Here is a 16629-nt window from a genome sequence, read left to right as displayed (position 1 = left end):
CCGGGGTGCACTCTAGAGCGCCTTTCGCGCATAAGGAACCGGTTCCAATAGCCGGGAAAGGGCTCTAAATTGAGCGCGCAGATATTCTCACTGTCCAGTCAGGGACTAAGCCTCTCATGCCGGAACCCACCTCACCTTTCCACGCCAGCGATGCCGAGGCGCTGGCTTTTCACGCTAAAGGCAAACCGGGAAAACTGGAGATCACGGCGACCAAGCCGCTGACTACGGCGCGCGAACTATCTCTGGCCTATTCGCCGGGCGTGGCGGTGCCTTGTCTGGAAATAGAAAAGGATCCCGCAGTCTCCTATGACTACACGGCACGCGGCAACATGGTCGCGGTGATCTCCAACGGCACCGCGGTCCTGGGGTTGGGCAATATTGGCGCCCTGGCATCGAAGCCGGTGATGGAAGGCAAGGCCGTTCTGTTCAAGCGCTTTGCTGACATCGACGGTGTCGACGTGGAGGTGGATACCGAGGACGTCGACGAATTCGTCAACTGCGTGCGTTTCCTCGGTAAGTCGTGGGGTGGCATAAACCTCGAGGACATCAAGGCGCCAGAATGTTTCATCATCGAGCAGCGCCTACGCGAATGCATGGACATTCCGGTCTTCCATGACGACCAGCACGGCACGGCGATCATCGCCGCCGCTGGTCTGATCAACGCCTTGCACCTGACCGGGCGCGACATGAAGAATACCCGCCTCGTGATCAATGGAGCCGGCGCCGCTGGAATTGCCTGCGTCGAACTTCTCAAGGCTATGGGCCTGCCCCACGAGAACGCCTTTATCTGCGACACTCGTGGCGTGATCTACAAGGGACGCGAGACGGGCATGAACCAGTGGAAATCAGCGCACGCGATCGATACGCCGATGCGCACGCTGGCCGAAACCCTGGAAGGAGCCGACGCTTTCTTTGGCCTGTCGGCTAAGGGGGCGATGACGGCCGACATGGTACGCTCGATGGCGGACAAGCCCATCATCTTCGCCATGGCCAACCCGGATCCCGAGATCACGCCTGAGGAAGTGGCCGAGATTCGCAACGATGCGATCATGGCCACGGGCCGCTCGGACTACCCGAACCAGATCAACAACGTGCTTGGCTTTCCCTATCTCTTCCGCGGCGCACTCGATGTCCGCGCAACCACCATCAACGAAGCGATGAAGAGCGCCGCAGCCCAGGCACTGGCGGAACTTGCCCGCGAAGACGTCCCTGACGAAGTGGCGGCTGCATATGCCGCCGAGGGCCTACGCTACGGGCCCGAATATGTCATACCGAAGCCTTTCGACCCGCGTCTCATCGTGGCGGTGCCCCTGGCCGTGGCGAAGGCTGCGGTGGAAAGCGGCGTGGCCAACCGACCGATTACCGATTTCGACGGCTACGCTCGCGCCCTCGAGGCGCGGCTCGACCCCACGGCGACGCACATTCACATGGTCCAGGAGCGGGTAAAGGCCTCACCGCAGCGCGTGGTCTTCGCCGAGGGTGAGGAGGAGCAGGTGATCCGCGCCGCCCTACAATGGCATGCGAGCGGTTTCGGCACACCGGTGCTGATCGGTCACGAGGACCAGGTCAACGAGACCATGGCGCGTATCGGGCTGAGCCAGCCGAAAGAGATGGAGATCCACAACGCACGTTTCAGCCAGCACAACAAACTCTACGCCGAATCCCTGTACAAGCGGCTGCAGCGGCAGGGCTTTCTGTTTCGCGATTGCCAGCGCATGGTCAACCAGGACCGCAACGTCTTCGCTGCATGCATGATCGCCCATGGCCATAGCGACGCCATGATCACCGGTGTCACGCGCAACTACCACGTCGCCTATGCGGACATTCGCCGCGTGCTTGATCCCCGACCCGGACAGGTGCTGTTTGGACTGTCCATCGTGGTCGCGCCGAAGCGCACGGTCTTCATCGCCGATTCGACAGTACATGAGCTACCAAGCTCCGAGATGCTTGCCAACATCGCCTGCCAAGGTGCAGTAGAGGCTCGCGCCATGGGCCACGAGCCTCGAGTTGCGTTGCTGTCATGCTCCAATTTCGGTAATCCCCCACTCGATGCGGCGGTACGTGTGCGCGAAGCCATCGAGATTCTCAATTCGCGCAACGTCGATTTTGAGTACGAAGGCGAGGTCTCCGCGGATGTTGCCCTAAACGAGAACCTGCGCGCACTTTATCCGTTCTGCCGCCTATCCGAGCCGGCAAACGTGTTGGTAATGCCTGACTTGCACAGCGCCAATATTGCATCGAAACTGCTCCAGGAACTGGGCGGAGCGACGCTGGTCGGCCCACTGTTGATGGGCTTGGAAAAGCCGGCGCAAATCGTACAAATCGGGGCCACGGTCGCCGATATAGTCAACATGACGAAGTTCGCCGCTCATGACTCCGTCCGCGAACAGGCCCGCTCGGCACCGTAAGAGGGGTCAACAAGGAAAGGAATTTCGGTGCGCACCCTAACGCTGCTTGCCGTACTCGCTTTCCCGACCGCGCTGGTTCTAATGCTGGCTACCGCCGCCGGCGCCTTGGTGATGCACCAGGCTTTTATCATGTTCGCGGCCAGCACTATAGGCCTTGGTCTGGTGGCCATGCCGGCGCTACGCGGCACTAACGCCCTCGCGAAACATCTGGAGCGACTTGTGCGCGGCGAGGTAGGGAAGCCACCACAGCTCTGGTGGACCGGAGCGGGGGACCGTCTGTCTACGGCACTTGCGCAGCTAGCACGCACCTGGGAGGCGCTGGACGCACGCACAGCCGAGTCGGAACGCGGCGCGATCGGTATGCTCGATGCGGTCGCGGACCCGCTCGTGCTGCTCGATGCCGGTCGCACCGTGGTCCACGCCAATGCCGCGGCGGAGGCCCTATTGGGCGAAGACCTAAACGGACGCAGCCTTGCCGCGATCCTGCGCGTGCCGGCAGTGATGGCTGCTGCCGACCGCGTCTTCGCCGGCGAGCCGGTGGCGGAATTCTCGTTTGAGTTCGGGAATGATCCGCCGCGCCACTTCCTCGGCCACCTGCAAATCATGGAAAGGGCGGTACCTCGCGGCAGTGCCGTGGCGCTCGCCCTGCACGACGTCAGCGAGCTTGAGCGCGTGCATCGCCTACGCGCGGATTTTGTGGCCAATGCCAGCCACGAGATCCGCACACCGCTCACCACCATCATCGGTTCCGTTAATACCCTGTTTGAGCCGATTCCCGAGGGCGACCGCCATCAGTTTCTAGTCATGATCCGCGAGCACTCTGATCGTATCCGCGGTCTGGTCGACGATCTCCTGGGCCTGTCACGAATCGAGATGGCCGAGCATCGCCTGCCGCAGGACCGGACAGACGTCGGCGAGATACTCAAACTAGCGTCATCGGCGCTGACCCTGAAGGCGCATAGCAGAGGCGTAACACTCGATCTGCGGATCGCCGACGGGTTGGTGCAAGTTGCCGCCGACGAGGAAGAATTGCAGCAGGTCTTCGAGAACCTTATCGACAACGCGATCAAATACGGCAGCGAAAATACTACGGTGTGCATCGAAGCAAGGCACGCCAAGGCCACCGATGCCGGGGAGGATTGGCGCCCACGCGACAGCGCAGTGGTGATCAGCGTGAGTGACAGTGGCCAGGGAATTCCCGCGGAACATATTTCGCGCCTGACCGAACGATTCTACCGTGTTGACAAGGCGCGCTCGCGCCAGTTGGGCGGCACAGGCCTGGGTCTCGCGATTGTCAAACATATCGTCGCCCGCCACCGCGGCGCCTTGCGAATCGAGAGCACGCCAGGAGTCGGCAGTCGCTTCTCAGTCTGCCTCGATTGCAGTAGCGACGATTCTCCCGGCGACTGAAATAAAACTATCATCTTTCTGTCATACGTCTGGTGCTTGGCATCCATAAGGTGAGGTGCGCGCTTCGTCCCGAATTCGCAGACTCCGAAAACGGGCGTACCACCTAAAGGAGATTGGACGGTGTCCCTCAAGTTTTTCGCTCTCGTGGCTGTTGCAACCATGGTTGCGTCCACTGCCGCCGACGCCCGCTACCAGATCCGTATTGTCGGCTCCTCGACCGTGTTCCCCTTTGCGACTACGGTAGCCGAGCGGTTCGGCAACAGCAGCAATTTCAAGACACCAGTGGTCGAGAGCACAGGCTCGGGCGCCGGCTTGAAGCTGTTTTGCGCCGGCCTCGGCGTAGAGCACCCGGACCTCACCAACGCCTCGCGACGTATCAAACAGTCTGAGGTGGATCTTTGCGCCAAAAACGGCGTGGCCGATATTACCGAAGTGATGATCGGCTATGATGGCATCGTGCTGGCAAACTCCAAGGAGTCGGCGCTGATGTCGATCACCTTGCGACAACTGTTTCTTGCCCTGGCCAAAGATGTCCCAGCGAACAAGGACGGTAGCGAACTCATAGCGAACCCACACCAGACCTGGAGTGAGATTGACCCGTCCCTGCCAAACGTCGCCATCGAGGTGCTCGGTCCGCCACCAACCTCTGGCACGCGCGACGCCTTTGCCGAACTGGCTCTGGAACGCGGCTGTAAGACATTTGCGGGGATCAAGATACTTAGGGCGAAAGACAAGAACCGCTACAAAGGGATCTGCCACGGCATCCGCGAGGACGGTGCCTATGTCGAGGCCGGTGAGAATGATATGCTCATCATTCAGAAGCTAATCGCTAATCCGGATATCTTCGGTTTGTTCGGCTTCAGCTTTCTCCATCAGAATACCGATCGAGTGCAAGGCAGCCTTGTCGGCAATATTGAGCCCACCTTCAAGGCAATCTCCGACGGCTACTATCCTATATCGCGATCACTGTTCTTTTACGTCAAGGATGCCCATGTTGGCGTCATCCCGGGCATCGTCGAATATGTCGAGGAGTTCACCGCGGAGCGGGCTTGGAGCGAGGACGGCTACCTGGCCGACAAGGGCTTGATCCCGTTGTCGAACAAGGACCGCCAACGGGCCCGCGAGAAGGCCTTGGCCCTAGCACCGCTGAGCCTCTAAGACCGCTGTCGAAAGTGTCGCCGAGATGTCGCTGACGATACTGCTCTTCGTCTTGCTGGGCCTCAGCGCCCTGGCCTTTTACCTGGGCAGGCAGCGCGCCGTGATGGCAGTGGGCGGCGAATTACGTCGGCTGCATTCGCTACCCAGCTATCACGGGGCCTATGTCGCGATCTGGTGTAGCGTTCCGGCGCTGCTCACGATCGTGGTGTGGGCCGTGCTGGAAAGCCATGTGGCAGACTTCCTCGTGGTCGGCGACCTGCCAGAGAGCTATACGGGAATGCCGGCCGACGCAAAGGGGCTACTGCTCAACGACATTCACAATCTGGCCAATGGGCTCAACACTGGCGGCAACATCAAGCCGGCAGTTCAAGCGGCCGCCGACAATCTGGTGCGCTACCGGGCCATCGCTACGGCCGCGCTCACCATCGTAGCTCTGGCGGTGGCATTCCTAGGCCTGCTTTATGCCCGTCGTCGCATCACGAGTGCGTTTCACGCCCGTGACGCCGTCGAGCGCGCCCTCTCGATCCTGCTCATCATCAGCTCGACAGTCGCCATTTTTACGACCATCGGCATCGTCTTGTCCCTTCTCTTCGAATCGATACGTTTTTTCGCCAAAGTGCCGATCTACGACTTCCTATTCGGTCTGCAATGGAGCCCGCAGACCGCAATCCGGGCCGATCAGGTCGGGGCTACGGGGAGCTTTGGCGCCATCCCGCTCTTCGTCGGCACGCTTCTGGTTACGGTGATAGCTATGCTGGTTGCCGCGCCCATAGGCCTCATGTCGGCAATCTATCTCTCCGAATATGCCAGCCCGCGCTTGCGCGCCATCACCAAGCCCGTGCTTGAGGTGCTGGCGGGCGTGCCGACCGTGGTCTACGGCTTCTTTGCCGCCATCACCGTAACCCCGATGCTACGCGAGGTAGGAGCCGGTATCGGTCTTGACGTCGCCTCGGAAAGCGCGCTGGCAGCCGGTCTAGTGATGGGAATCATGATCATCCCTTTCGTCTCATCACTATCAGATGATGTCATAAACGCGGTGCCACAGACCATGCGTGACGGCTCCTTGGCCCTCGGTGCGACGCCGTCTGAGACCATCAAGCGCGTGGTGCTGCCGGCTGCCCTCCCGGGTGTGGTCGCAGCCATCCTACTCGCCATATCGCGCGCCATCGGCGAGACCATGATCGTAGTGATGGCTGCGGGCCTAGCCGCCAATATGACCGCGAACCCCCTACAGGCAGTGACCACGGTGACAGTACAGATTGTTACCCTGCTGGTCGGGGACCAGGAATTCGACAGTGCCAAGACCCTCGCGGCCTTCGCCCTCGGGCTAGTGCTTCTGCTAGTGACCCTGGCGCTCAATGTCGTTGCGCTGAGAGTGGTGCGTCGCTATCGGGAGATCTATGAATAGTGGCCCAGGGCGGAGACCAGATCGAAACTCTCGGACAGGAGGTTAGGGTGACCTTTAAGCTCGACGAAAGGCGCCTGCGCCACCGACATGCGGCCGAGACGCGGTTTCGCTTTTACGGCCTGCTCGGCATCGCCTTAGCCGTGCTGGCGCTCGGAGTGCTGTTGGTCACGATTGTCGCGAAGGGCCACACCGCCTTCTTCCAAAGCCGCGTCGTGGTTGACGTGTTTTTCGATCCGGCCCTGATCGATCCCGAGGCGAGCGGCGATCCCAAAATTCTGGCCAAGGGCAACTACGGCGCTATTGCTAAGCGCTCCCTGAGCGCGCTTTTCCCCGAAGTCTCTGGGCGCCGCGATAAGCGCGCTCTGACCCGCCTGCTGAGCGATGGAGCGGCGCGCGAGCTGCGCGGAATGGTGATCACGAACCCAGGTCTGATCGGCAGCAGCCAAACGCGGTCGCTGCTCGTCTCGGATGATGTCGACATGCTGCGCAAAGGGCATATCTCGCGCGATATACCCGAGACGCAACGCGCGCTGTCGGACAAACAGCTTGCCTGGCTCGACGCCCTTGCCGAGGAGGGGCGCCTGAAAAGCAGCTTCGCACTCGGCTTCTTTACGTCGGGCGATTCGCGCGAGCCTGAGCTGGCGGGTATTGGCAGCGCGACCATGGGCTCGCTGTGGACAATCCTGACCTGCCTGCTGTTATCGGTGCCACTCGGCGTCATGACTGCCGTCTATCTGGAGGAATTCGCGGCGCGCAATCGATGGACCGATCTGATCGAGGTCAACATCAACAACCTCGCCGCGGTGCCATCAATCGTTTTCGGCCTACTCGGCCTGGCGGTATTCCTCAATGTTTTTGGCATGCCGCGCTCGGCGCCATTGGTCGGCGGCATGGTTCTCGCCTTGATGACCCTTCCGACAGTGATCATCGCCTCCCGCGCTGCCCTAATGTCCGTGCCGCCCTCGACGCGCGACGCGGCGCTGAGCGTTGGTGCCTCGCCGATGCAAGTCGTGCTGCACCATGTGCTGCCGTTGGCAATGCCGGGCATTATGACGGGCACCATTATCGGCATGGCGCGTGCGCTCGGAGAGACGGCACCGCTGTTGATGATCGGCATGGTTGCCTTCATCGTCGACGTGCCCGACGGACCGCTCGACCCCGCTACCGCGCTGCCCGTGCAGATTTATATCTGGGCCGATAGCCCCGAACGCGGTTTCGTCGAGAAAACCTCGGCTGCCATCATGGTACTGCTCGCCTTCCTCATCCTGATGAATACCAGTGCGGTCCTGATCCGCCAGAGATTCGAGAAGCGATGGTAGCCATGTCAGTCACCACAGATGCGCCCCTGCACGGCGCCGCCACGCCGGCTGTAAAGATCGTAGCGCAAGGCGTTGATGTATTTTACGGCGACAAACTGGCGCTGAACCATGTCGATATCACTATCAACAACCACGAGGTCACCGCCTTCATCGGCCCCTCGGGGTGCGGCAAATCCACCTTTCTGCGCTGTTTCAACCGCACCAACGACACTATCCCATCCTGTCGTGTTAGCGGCAGCGTCACCATCGACGGACAAGATATCTATGCGCCGAGCATCGACGTGGCACGTCTGCGCACTCGTGTCGGCATGGTCTTTCAGAAACCCAATCCGTTTCCCAAATCGATTTACGAGAATGTGGCCTATGGCCCACGCATTCATGGCATGGCCTCGTCACGCACAGCGCTCGACGAGATCGTCGAATCGAGCCTGTACCGCGCCGGGCTGTGGGACGAGGTTAAGGATCGTCTGAGCCAAAGCGGCACCGGGATCTCAGGCGGCCAGCAGCAGCGCCTCTGCATCGCCCGCGCCATCGCCATCAATCCGGAGGTGATCCTGATGGATGAACCCTGCTCAGCACTCGATCCTATCGCCACTGCCAAGATCGAGGAACTGATCGACGACTTGCGCTCCCAGTACAGCATTGTCATCGTGACCCACAACATGCAGCAGGCCGCGCGCGTCTCCCAGCGCACCGCCTTCTTTCATCTTGGCAAGCTGGTGGAGTTCGGCGACACCGAGCAGGTCTACACCAATCCGGCCGAGCAGCGCACCCAGGACTACATCACGGGCCGCTTCGGCTGAGGGTGAGGAGAAAGACATGAACGGCGAACATACGGTCCATGCCTATGACGACGAGCTGCGGCAGCTGACCGATACAGTGCTGCAGATGGGGGGCATGGTCGAGCGCCAGATCGGCGACACGGTCGCCGCCATGATGGAGCGTGATAGTGAGCGCCTCGGCCGCATTATCGAAACCGACGATAGCATCGACGAGTTCGAGCTCGCTGTGGAGCGCCAAGTCACCAAGATGCTGGCGCTGCGCCAGCCCATGGCGGTGGACTTGCGCTCAGTCATCGGTGCGTTGCGGGTGGCCAGCGACCTCGAGCGCATGGGCGATCTCGCCAAGAATATAGCCAAGCGCGGTATTGCTCTCTCACAGGCGCGCGAGATACCGTCGGCTTGGATGATCCCCAACATGGCCGAAAAAGTCAGAGCCATGGTCGGGCAGGTGCTCGACGCATATGTCGACCAGGACCTGGAAGGGGCCGAGCGAGTCTGGCGCAATGACCAGGACGTGGACGAAATGTACAATGGCCTGTTCCGCCAGCTACTGACCTACATGATGGAGGATGCGCGCAACATCACGCCATGCACACATATGCTGTTTGCGGCTAAGAACCTCGAGCGCATTGGCGACCACGCGACCAATATTGCCGAAATGATCAACTACCGCCTGACCGGCGACCACAGATTCGGCGATCGCCCCAAGGCAGACACCACCGCGACATTCGTCGCCTGCGCGCCGGTGGAGTTGGACGGCACCTTGGAATAGATGGGAAGCAAATCAATGCGGCCCAGCATTCTTCTGGTCGAAGACGAGCCCTCAATCGTCGAATTGCTCAGCTACAACCTTAAGCGCGAAGGCTTCGAGGTGCGCGAGACGGGCGATGGCGAGGAGGCGCTGTTGATGATCAGGGAGCGGCCTCCCGATCTGGTCATCCTCGACTGGATGCTGCCCTCGGTCTCGGGCCTTGAGGTTTGCCGCCAGCTGCGCCGCGATCCCAACCTCCAGCAGCTGCCGATCATCATGCTGACCGCGCGCGCCGAAGAGGACGATCGCGTACGCGCCCTCGACAGTGGCGCCGACGACTATGTCACCAAGCCGTTCTCGCCGTCCGAAGTCATCGCCCGCGTGCGTGCCGTGCTACGCCGCACACGCCCAGCATTGTCGCAGGACAGGCTGACTTACGCCGACATAGAGATGGAGCTCGACACCTACCGCGTGCGTCGTGCCGGCCGCACCATCCATTTAGGCCCCACCGAATTTCGTCTGCTCAGGCATTTTCTCGAAAAGCCGCGCCGGGTGTTCTCGCGCGAGCGCCTACTGGATGCGGTCTGGGGACCTGACATCTCGGTTGAGCCGCGCACCGTAGATGTCCATATCCGGCGTCTGCGCAAGGCACTCAACAGCGAGAACGAGCGCGACCTGATCCGTACCGTGCGCTCGGCCGGATATGCGTTAGAATACGAAGACGCTTAGCCAAGCACTGTCTCAGGACCACATAGTCGTAAGAGATATTCGCGGCCACGGTAGAAGGGGTGACCTTGCCAGTGTGCACGTTGAGGTCTTCGGCGAAGCCGCCATCGGCGGCCAAGCATCCCTGCTCGGTAAGCGACAGCACATACGACAAGGCCGCCTGGGAGATATAGTCGTCGAACTCAATGGTGTGCGTAGCATTGCTTGTTAGCAATAACTGGTATCTTGATGCACTACCCACACACTCGGCAGAATTAGCCCGTCGCGCGATTCCTAATCCTTAATCTTCTTCAGCACACTGATAAGCGTGGCAGTATCCTATTTTTAGCTAGGGCACCATAGCTCCAGTCGGTAGGCGCTCAAACGCCGGCATGCCTTCACGCCCGCGGATGCGAATAAAAATGATCAGCAGGATTGAGGGAACACCAAGAATGGATGCGTAGATGAAGAACGTCACATAATCGGTAGCATCGACTACGACACCGGAGAACCCCGCCACAAACTTGCCGAAAAGGCTCATCAGCGAGGTAAAGAGCGCATATTGTGTCGCCGTATAAGCGCGATTGGTGAGTGCCGAAAGATAGGCGATGAAAACCGTGCCTGACATGCCGCCAGCAAGATTGTCAGCACTGATGGTGATGGCGAGCATCCACAGCTCCGGCCCGACCATTGCCATAGCTGCGAAAAGGAGATTGGTGATCGTCAGCAGGACGGCAGTAAGCAACAACATTGGCATGATACCGAAACGCACCACCGTGACACCGCCAAGGGCAATGCCGACCAGCGTCACGAACAGGCCGAAGGTCTTGCCAATATTCGCAATATCGAGCTTAGAGAACCCAATATCGACGTAAAACGGGTTGGCCATCGCGCCGAGCGTCAAGTCCGACAGCCGAAACGATCCGATAAGCGCCAGCACAACGATCGCCATCCAGCCGTTGCGGCGAAAAAACTCTGCTAGCGGGCTGATCACGGCGGACGAGAACCACGCGGCCATGTGCTTCCTGCGCCCATGCAGATGTCCCAAAGCGGCAACTCGTTCACTAAGGGCGGTCTCATGGTCGTGCTCGCGCTCAACGGCCTCATGTGGTGGCTCCCGAATCGCCAGCACCGTCGCCATGCCGATCCCCATTGAAATCGCGATCACAAAATAAGCCGTCACCCAATCTGCGGCATAAGCGATGTACAGGGCGCCCGCCCCGGCCGCGAACATGGCGATCCGGTAACCGTATTGATAAGCGGCGGCCATAACACCCTGCCGATCGTCCGGTGCGGATTCTATGCGGAACGCGTCGACAACGATGTCCTGTGTGGCCGATGAGACAGCGATAACAAAGAGCAAGATTGCCATTGCCAGAACAACATTGGTTCCCGGTGGAGTGACCTCGGCGTTCGACATGCCGCCGAAGACCGGCAGCACCCCAGCTTTGAAGGCGGTCGATGCTTGGGGGTCGAGCAGAACAATGCCAATCATGCCGCAAACGATACCTATTTGCGACAGAAGCATGTAGGACCGTCGTTTGCCGAGCCAAGCAGTTAGAAACGGGAGCGGTATACGATCGACCAACGGCGCCCAAAAGACCTTCAGAGCCCAGGGAAGACTCGCCCAGACTAGGAAACCGATCGAGGTGCGGCTGACGCCCATCTCGCGCAGCCAATAGCCGGTCGTCGAGAGCACGATGATCAACGGCACGCCGGCAGCGTAGCCGAGGAAGAGCATGGTGACGACGGGTCGCTCTTTGAAAGACGCAAGCGTCTCCCGCCAAGTCGGCGCCATCATCGTCACACCAATGTCGAGAGCGCGACGTCTGGGCGGGCACCGAAGTGGCTGATGATCTCGGCCGCAGCGAGCGAGCCCAGGCGTCCGCATTCGGCGAGCCCGTCGCCGCGGGTGTAGCCGTAGAGGAAGCCGGCGGCAAAGAGGTCGCCGGCGCCTGTGGTGTCAACCACGTGCTCGACCGGCGTAGCGTCGATCACGTGCACCTCCTCGTGGTCGACAATCACCGAGCCTTTCTCGCTGCGCGTCAGCACCGCCACCTCACAATTCTCGCGGATCGCCCGTAGGCCCTCGTCGAACGTGTCCACCCCGTAAAGCGAGAGCAGCTCGGTCTCGTTGGCAAAAACAATATCAGCGCCACCAGCAACCAAAGCGCAGAACTCGTCGCGATAGCGGTCGACGCAGAACGAATCCGAAAGCGTCAGCGCCACTTTGCGTCCCGCATTATGGGCGATCTCGACGGCCTTGCGGAAGGCGTTCTTGGCCCGCGGCGGATCCCAGAGATAGCCTTCGAGGTAGGTCACGGCCGAGGCCTCGACGAGGTCCGCGTCGATATCCTCCGGCCTCAGTTCGACGCAGGCGCCTAGGAAGGTGTTGAGAGTACGCTGGGCATCTGGCGTGACCAGGATCAGGCAGCGCGCGGTGCTCGCCCCGTCACTGGTCGGCCTGGTATCAAAACGCACGCCGAGAGCGCGGATGTCGTGCGCGAAAACCTCGCCGAGCTGGTCGTCGCGCACCTTACCAATGAAGGCCCCGCGACCGCCGAAAGAGGCGAGCCCAGCAATGGTGTTGGCGGCCGAGCCGCCCGATATCTCGACACCGGAACCCATGGCATCGTAAAGCATCTTGACTTGGTCTGGATCGATCAGCGCCATAGCGCCTTTGGTCAGACCGTGGCTATCGAGAAAGCTGTCCTCGGCGTGGCTGAGAACATCGACGATCGCGTTACCGATGCCGAGCACATCGATTTCGGTTTGCACCATACGGGGCCTCTTGGAGATGGGAAGAATCGGACTGGCCTCGCAGTATACCCAGGCGCGCCTGCCTAGCCACCCTCGGCGGTGGCGCTCGGCAGATGCCGCCGCACGCGGTGCAGCGGACCCGGGTCAGCGAGTGCGCGCGAAAGTAGCACCGCGCCCTCGACCATCATCACCGCATCGGCGGCCCGACGCACCGCCTCCTCGCTCTCGACTCCGTTTTCGCTCAGGGCATCTGCGAGCGAAGCGATCCAGCGTCCATAGAACGCAACCACCGGCGCCGCTAGGGGTGGTCGGTACCGACTTGGCTGAACTGGCCGAAAATGCTCAGCTCGCAACCGCCACCATCATGGCATCCACACGCTCAGGCAAAGGGCTTTCACCGGCCAGAGGGGCGAGCATTCCGACTTCAAGCCTAGCTTCCTTACCCCCGGGAAAGTGGTGGTAAAGGCTCGCCTTGCTCAAACCGGCTGCGCGCACTAGCACGGCCACACTGGCACCACCGTAACCGTGGGTACAAAACATGTCACTCAGCGCGGCTACCAGTCGCTCTTTTCGTTCCGACCGATCGGCCATAGCCGAACTATAGGTGTCCGGCACTGGGAATCCGAGTCTCACTTGCCCGGCTAAGCCCGAGAGCCGTATACCGGCGGGCATGATTGGCGCATTGAGCAAGGCCATCGCCCAACTGCCGGACCGCAGTCTGCGCTGGGTCGTGGCCAAAACCTTCGCCTGCACGGTGACGGTCTTTGCCGTGCTCTGGTTTGCCGTCGGCTTCGCTATCGATACCTGGTTGACGGTCGGGGAAGCTTGGATCAACTGGTTGATCGGCATCCTCGGGAGCACGGTCGGCATCGTAATTACCCTGGTGCTGTTCGCCCCCATCGCGACGCTCGTCGCCTCGCTCTTCCAAGAGGAGGCGGCGAATGCTGTTGAGGCCCAACACTATCCCGGCCTCGGTACGGCACCCGGTGCTTCGCTCGGGCAGTCCATTTGGGCAGCCGTCCGTCTAGTGATCTGGACCATGGTGGTGAATTTGGTTTGTCTACCTCTCTATGCCTTTTTGCCTGGACTCAATCTGCTGATTTTCTTCGCGGTCAGCGGCTATTTATTGTCGCGTGAGTATTTCGAGGTGGTCGCGCTGCGCCGCATGCCACGGCTCGAGGCAGCGGATTTCCGCCGCCGCCACCGCATGCCCTTGTGGACCGCAGGCATCACGGTCGCCCTTCTGTTCTGGATTCCGCTGCTCAATCTGCTGGCTCCGATCATCGGCACCGCCATGATGGTGCATGTAGTACAGGGCCTAAGCCAGAAGGCGCGCCAGAATACCATCTAACAAAGGCCGGCCTGCGGCAGTCAGACGTAAACCGTCAGAATCCCAAACCAACAAGCCACCGTCACGCAACTGCCGCGCCGTGTCCCCATCAACCCAGGCAGCGAGATCCTGTCCGGTGCGTTCCCACATGGTCTTTTGAGAGATGCCGTCGTCGATCCGCAAGCCCATCAAAAGTATCTCCTCGGCCACGGTCTTGGCTGACAGCGCAGCGCAGCGCCGACGGCCATGACCTTTGGTTTCTACGGCGTCCAACCAGCCGGCCGGGTTTGATGTTGCCTCGCTGGCGTAGGTCCTGCCGCCGATGGTCAGCCGGCCATGGGCGCCGGGACCAATGCCCACATAGTCGCCATACCGCCAGATGCAAAGATTGTGCCGACAGGCCTCTCCGGCAAGGGCGTAGTTAGATATCTCGTACGCCTGGTAACCGGCATCGCCCAACGTCTCGCCGGTAACCGCGTAGAGCGTTTCCTGAGTTGCCTCATTGGGCATGGTTAAGGCGCCATCACGCTCGGCGATGAAGAAGGGTGTGCCTTTCTCGACAGTGAGCTGATATGCCGAGATATGCCCGCCCGCATGCTCCAGCGCTTGGCGCAACTCGCCCACCCATGCTGCGACGGTCTGGCCCGGTCGGCCATAGATCAGATCGATCGATACACGCTTGAAGTGCAATTTTGCCACCTGCACCGCCGCGAGCGCCTCCCCGGTAGAGTGCAGACGTCCCAGAAAAGCCAGGGCCGCATCGTCGAGCGCCTGCACCCCGAGCGATATACGGTTGACCCCAGCAGCGGCCACCGCCGCGAGGCGTGCGGTCTCGACAGAGCTGGGATTAGCCTCCAGGGTAATCTCAGCATCCCTTGCAAGTCGCCAGTTCGACGCCACGGCCGCGATCACTGCAGCCACCGTCTCCGTTGACATCAGCGATGGCGTGCCGCCACCGAAGAAGATGCTCTCGACCACGCGTCCCGGCGTGCGCGCGGAGATCTCAGCAATCTCGGTCAGATAGGCCTCGCGCCAGCGCACCTGGTCGATGACATCGCCGACGTGGCTGTTGAAGTCGCAATAGGGGCATTTGGTGAGGCAGAACGGCCAGTGGACATAGACCGCCAGCGTATCTGCCATGTCAGCCCCTCAGGCAGGCTGAGGTGAGCTTGGCGAAGGCGTCGGCGCGGTGGCTAATACGGTCCTTTTCGGCCGGGTCCATCTCGCCGAAGGTGATGTCGCGACCGTCAGCGATGAAAACTGGGTCGTAGCCGAAGCCGCCGTGTCCACGGGGTGGGAAGGTCAGAGAACCGGTCACCATGCCGGTAAAACTCATACAATGGCCGTCCGGCCAACAGAGTGCCAAGACGCAGACGAACCGCGCGCGGCCGCCGCTGATGCCGCCGAGCGCCCGTTCCAGTCGTGCCATGGCGGCCGCAAAGTCCTTCGACGGCCCGCCCCAGCGGGCAGAGAAGATTCCCGGCGCACCACCGAGCACGGCCACGGCCAGGCCGGAATCATCGGCCAAGGCCGGCAGGCCCGAGGCTGCAGCCGCCGCCCGCGCCTTGAGCTCGGCATTGGCGAGGAAGCTGTCGCCAGTCTCCTCTGGCTCTGGCAGACCCAGGTCACCGGCCGAAACGGCCGAGATCGCGAAGGGCTCCAGCAAGGCATTGATCTCTTTGACCTTACCTGGGTTATGGCTGGCCACAACCAACCGCTCAGCCTCAAGCCGACGCGGCATCCTCTAACGCTTTTTGCTGCAAATCGAACAGCGTTTTAGTGGCGTTACGGGAGAGACCAAGCAAAGCATCAAGTTGTTCTTGGCGGAACGGTTCCGACTCTGCGGTCGCCTGCACTTCGACGATACCGCCACCGGCTGTAAGCACAAAATTAGCGTCGGCGTCGGCCGTCGAGTCCTCGGCATAGTCGAGATCGACCACCGCTATGCCACCGTACAGCCCGGCCGAGATCGCCGCCACCTGATCACTGAGTGGGTTGGCCTCGATCAGGCTGTGACCGGCGAGATAGTCGAAGGCGAGATGCAGCGCCACCCAGGCACCTGTGATCGCCGCTGTGCGCGTGCCGCCGTCGGCCTGGATGACGTCGCAATCGACCCGCACCTGGCGTTCACCGAAGCCGTCGAGCCTAGTGACGGCGCGCAGGCTGCGCCCAATCAGGCGTTGGATCTCCAAAGTGCGGCCCGACTGCTTGCCGCGCGCCGCCTCGCGATCAGTGCGAGTATTGGTAGAGCGCGGCAGCATACCGTATTCCGCCGTCACCCAGCCGCGCCCCGTATTGCGCAAGAAAGGAGGCACCCGGTCCTCGACCGTGGCGGCGCAGAGCACATGCGTGTCGCCAAAGCGGATCAGGCAAGAGCCTTCGGCATGCTTGCTGAATCCGGGCTCGAGCGTCACCGCGCGAAGAGCATCGACGGCGCGGCCGGAAGGCCGCGTGACGGGGTCTTGAGGGATGTTTTCGGACATAGAAGCAATCTACTGACAGGGGCTATTTCCGTCCACCGCGTTGACGCTCCCGGGAGCGCTTACTACATTCTCCGCCAACGCTACGGCAACGGGGACTTTCAGGTCTAGTCAACCC

At 61.1% G+C, this 16629-nt stretch carries 16 protein-coding genes; 9 read left to right on the top strand and 7 right to left on the bottom strand.

Going from position 1 to position 16629, the window contains the following annotated elements; all coding sequences use genetic code 11:
• Positions 1-116: 116 nt before the first annotated feature.
• The 8 genes from QF629_04945 to phoB all read left to right on the top strand — a co-directional run bounded on the left by QF629_04945 (position 117) and on the right by phoB (position 9965).
• Positions 117-2408, top strand: a complete 2292-nt coding sequence (locus QF629_04945) for an NADP-dependent malic enzyme (GenBank protein ID MDP6012880.1) — start codon at positions 117-119, stop codon at positions 2406-2408.
• 27 nt (positions 2409-2435) lie between these two features.
• Positions 2436-3818 carry an ATP-binding protein gene (locus QF629_04940; GenBank protein ID MDP6012879.1) on the top strand — a complete coding sequence of 461 codons (1383 nt, stop codon included), beginning with the start codon at positions 2436-2438 and terminating at the stop codon, positions 3816-3818.
• Between the two features lie 159 nt (positions 3819-3977).
• The gene (locus QF629_04935; protein MDP6012878.1) at positions 3978-4976 is read left to right on the top strand and encodes a substrate-binding domain-containing protein; all 999 of its coding nucleotides are present in this window, start codon (positions 3978-3980) and stop codon (positions 4974-4976) included.
• Positions 4977-5001: 25 nt separating this feature from the next.
• Entirely contained in the window at positions 5002-6384 is a 1383-nt protein-coding gene (gene pstC, locus QF629_04930) for a phosphate ABC transporter permease subunit PstC (GenBank protein MDP6012877.1), read from the top strand.
• Between the two features lie 47 nt (positions 6385-6431).
• Positions 6432-7703: a phosphate ABC transporter permease PstA gene (gene pstA, locus QF629_04925; protein MDP6012876.1), complete on the top strand. Its 1272-nt coding sequence runs from the start codon at positions 6432-6434 to the stop codon at positions 7701-7703.
• A 2-nt stretch (positions 7704-7705) separates the two neighbouring features.
• Entirely contained in the window at positions 7706-8506 is an 801-nt protein-coding gene (pstB, locus tag QF629_04920) for a phosphate ABC transporter ATP-binding protein PstB (protein ID MDP6012875.1), read from the top strand.
• A gap of 16 nt (positions 8507-8522) precedes the next feature.
• A complete protein-coding gene (phoU, locus tag QF629_04915; protein ID MDP6012874.1) occupies positions 8523-9257 on the top strand; it encodes a phosphate signaling complex protein PhoU in 735 nt (244 codons plus the stop codon).
• A gap of 15 nt (positions 9258-9272) precedes the next feature.
• Positions 9273-9965, top strand: a complete 693-nt coding sequence (gene phoB, locus QF629_04910; protein ID MDP6012873.1) for a phosphate regulon transcriptional regulator PhoB — start codon at positions 9273-9275, stop codon at positions 9963-9965.
• A 325-nt stretch (positions 9966-10290) separates the two neighbouring features.
• Here the strand turns inward: phoB and QF629_04905 are convergent, their stop codons facing one another.
• From QF629_04905 to QF629_04890, 4 genes are all read right to left on the bottom strand, one after another.
• Positions 10291-11742 (bottom strand): MFS transporter, encoded by a 1452-nt coding sequence (locus QF629_04905; protein ID MDP6012872.1) that lies wholly within the window; start codon positions 11740-11742, stop codon positions 10291-10293.
• A gap of 2 nt (positions 11743-11744) precedes the next feature.
• Positions 11745-12722: an adenosine kinase gene (locus QF629_04900; GenBank protein MDP6012871.1), complete on the bottom strand. Its 978-nt coding sequence runs from the start codon at positions 12720-12722 to the stop codon at positions 11745-11747.
• A gap of 62 nt (positions 12723-12784) precedes the next feature.
• Positions 12785-12991, bottom strand: coding sequence for a hypothetical protein (locus tag QF629_04895; protein ID MDP6012870.1), 207 nt, complete (start codon positions 12989-12991; stop codon positions 12785-12787).
• A gap of 52 nt (positions 12992-13043) precedes the next feature.
• A complete protein-coding gene (locus tag QF629_04890; GenBank protein ID MDP6012869.1) occupies positions 13044-13373 on the bottom strand; it encodes a TetR/AcrR family transcriptional regulator in 330 nt (109 codons plus the stop codon).
• Between QF629_04890 and QF629_04885 the strand changes: the two genes are divergently transcribed.
• Complete coding sequence (locus QF629_04885) at positions 13372-14052, top strand: EI24 domain-containing protein (GenBank protein ID MDP6012868.1); 681 nt, start codon at positions 13372-13374, stop codon at positions 14050-14052. The genes QF629_04890 and QF629_04885 overlap by 2 nt on opposite strands.
• On the opposite strand, the gene hemW is transcribed toward QF629_04885, so the two are convergent.
• Genes hemW through rph form a run of 3 tightly spaced genes read right to left on the bottom strand, consistent with a single transcriptional unit; the run spans position 14020 to position 16514 of the window.
• Positions 14020-15171: a radical SAM family heme chaperone HemW gene (hemW, locus tag QF629_04880; GenBank protein MDP6012867.1), complete on the bottom strand. Its 1152-nt coding sequence runs from the start codon at positions 15169-15171 to the stop codon at positions 14020-14022. The genes QF629_04885 and hemW overlap by 33 nt on opposite strands.
• Before the next feature lies 1 nt (position 15172).
• On the bottom strand, positions 15173-15772 hold the full coding sequence (gene rdgB, locus QF629_04875; GenBank protein MDP6012866.1) for an RdgB/HAM1 family non-canonical purine NTP pyrophosphatase: 600 nt from the start codon (positions 15770-15772) through the stop codon (positions 15173-15175).
• Positions 15756-16514 (bottom strand): ribonuclease PH, encoded by a 759-nt coding sequence (gene rph, locus QF629_04870; protein ID MDP6012865.1) that lies wholly within the window; start codon positions 16512-16514, stop codon positions 15756-15758. Before rph ends, rdgB begins: the two co-directional genes overlap by 17 nt.
• Between the last annotated feature and the right edge of the window lie 115 nt (positions 16515-16629).

The sequence above is a fragment of the Alphaproteobacteria bacterium genome, from assembly GCA_030739735.1.
Classification (GTDB): Bacteria; Pseudomonadota; Alphaproteobacteria; order UBA7887; family UBA7887; genus UBA7887.
The sequence above is the reverse complement of the archived record's forward strand: the minus strand, read 5'-3'. Positions and strand labels throughout refer to the sequence as shown.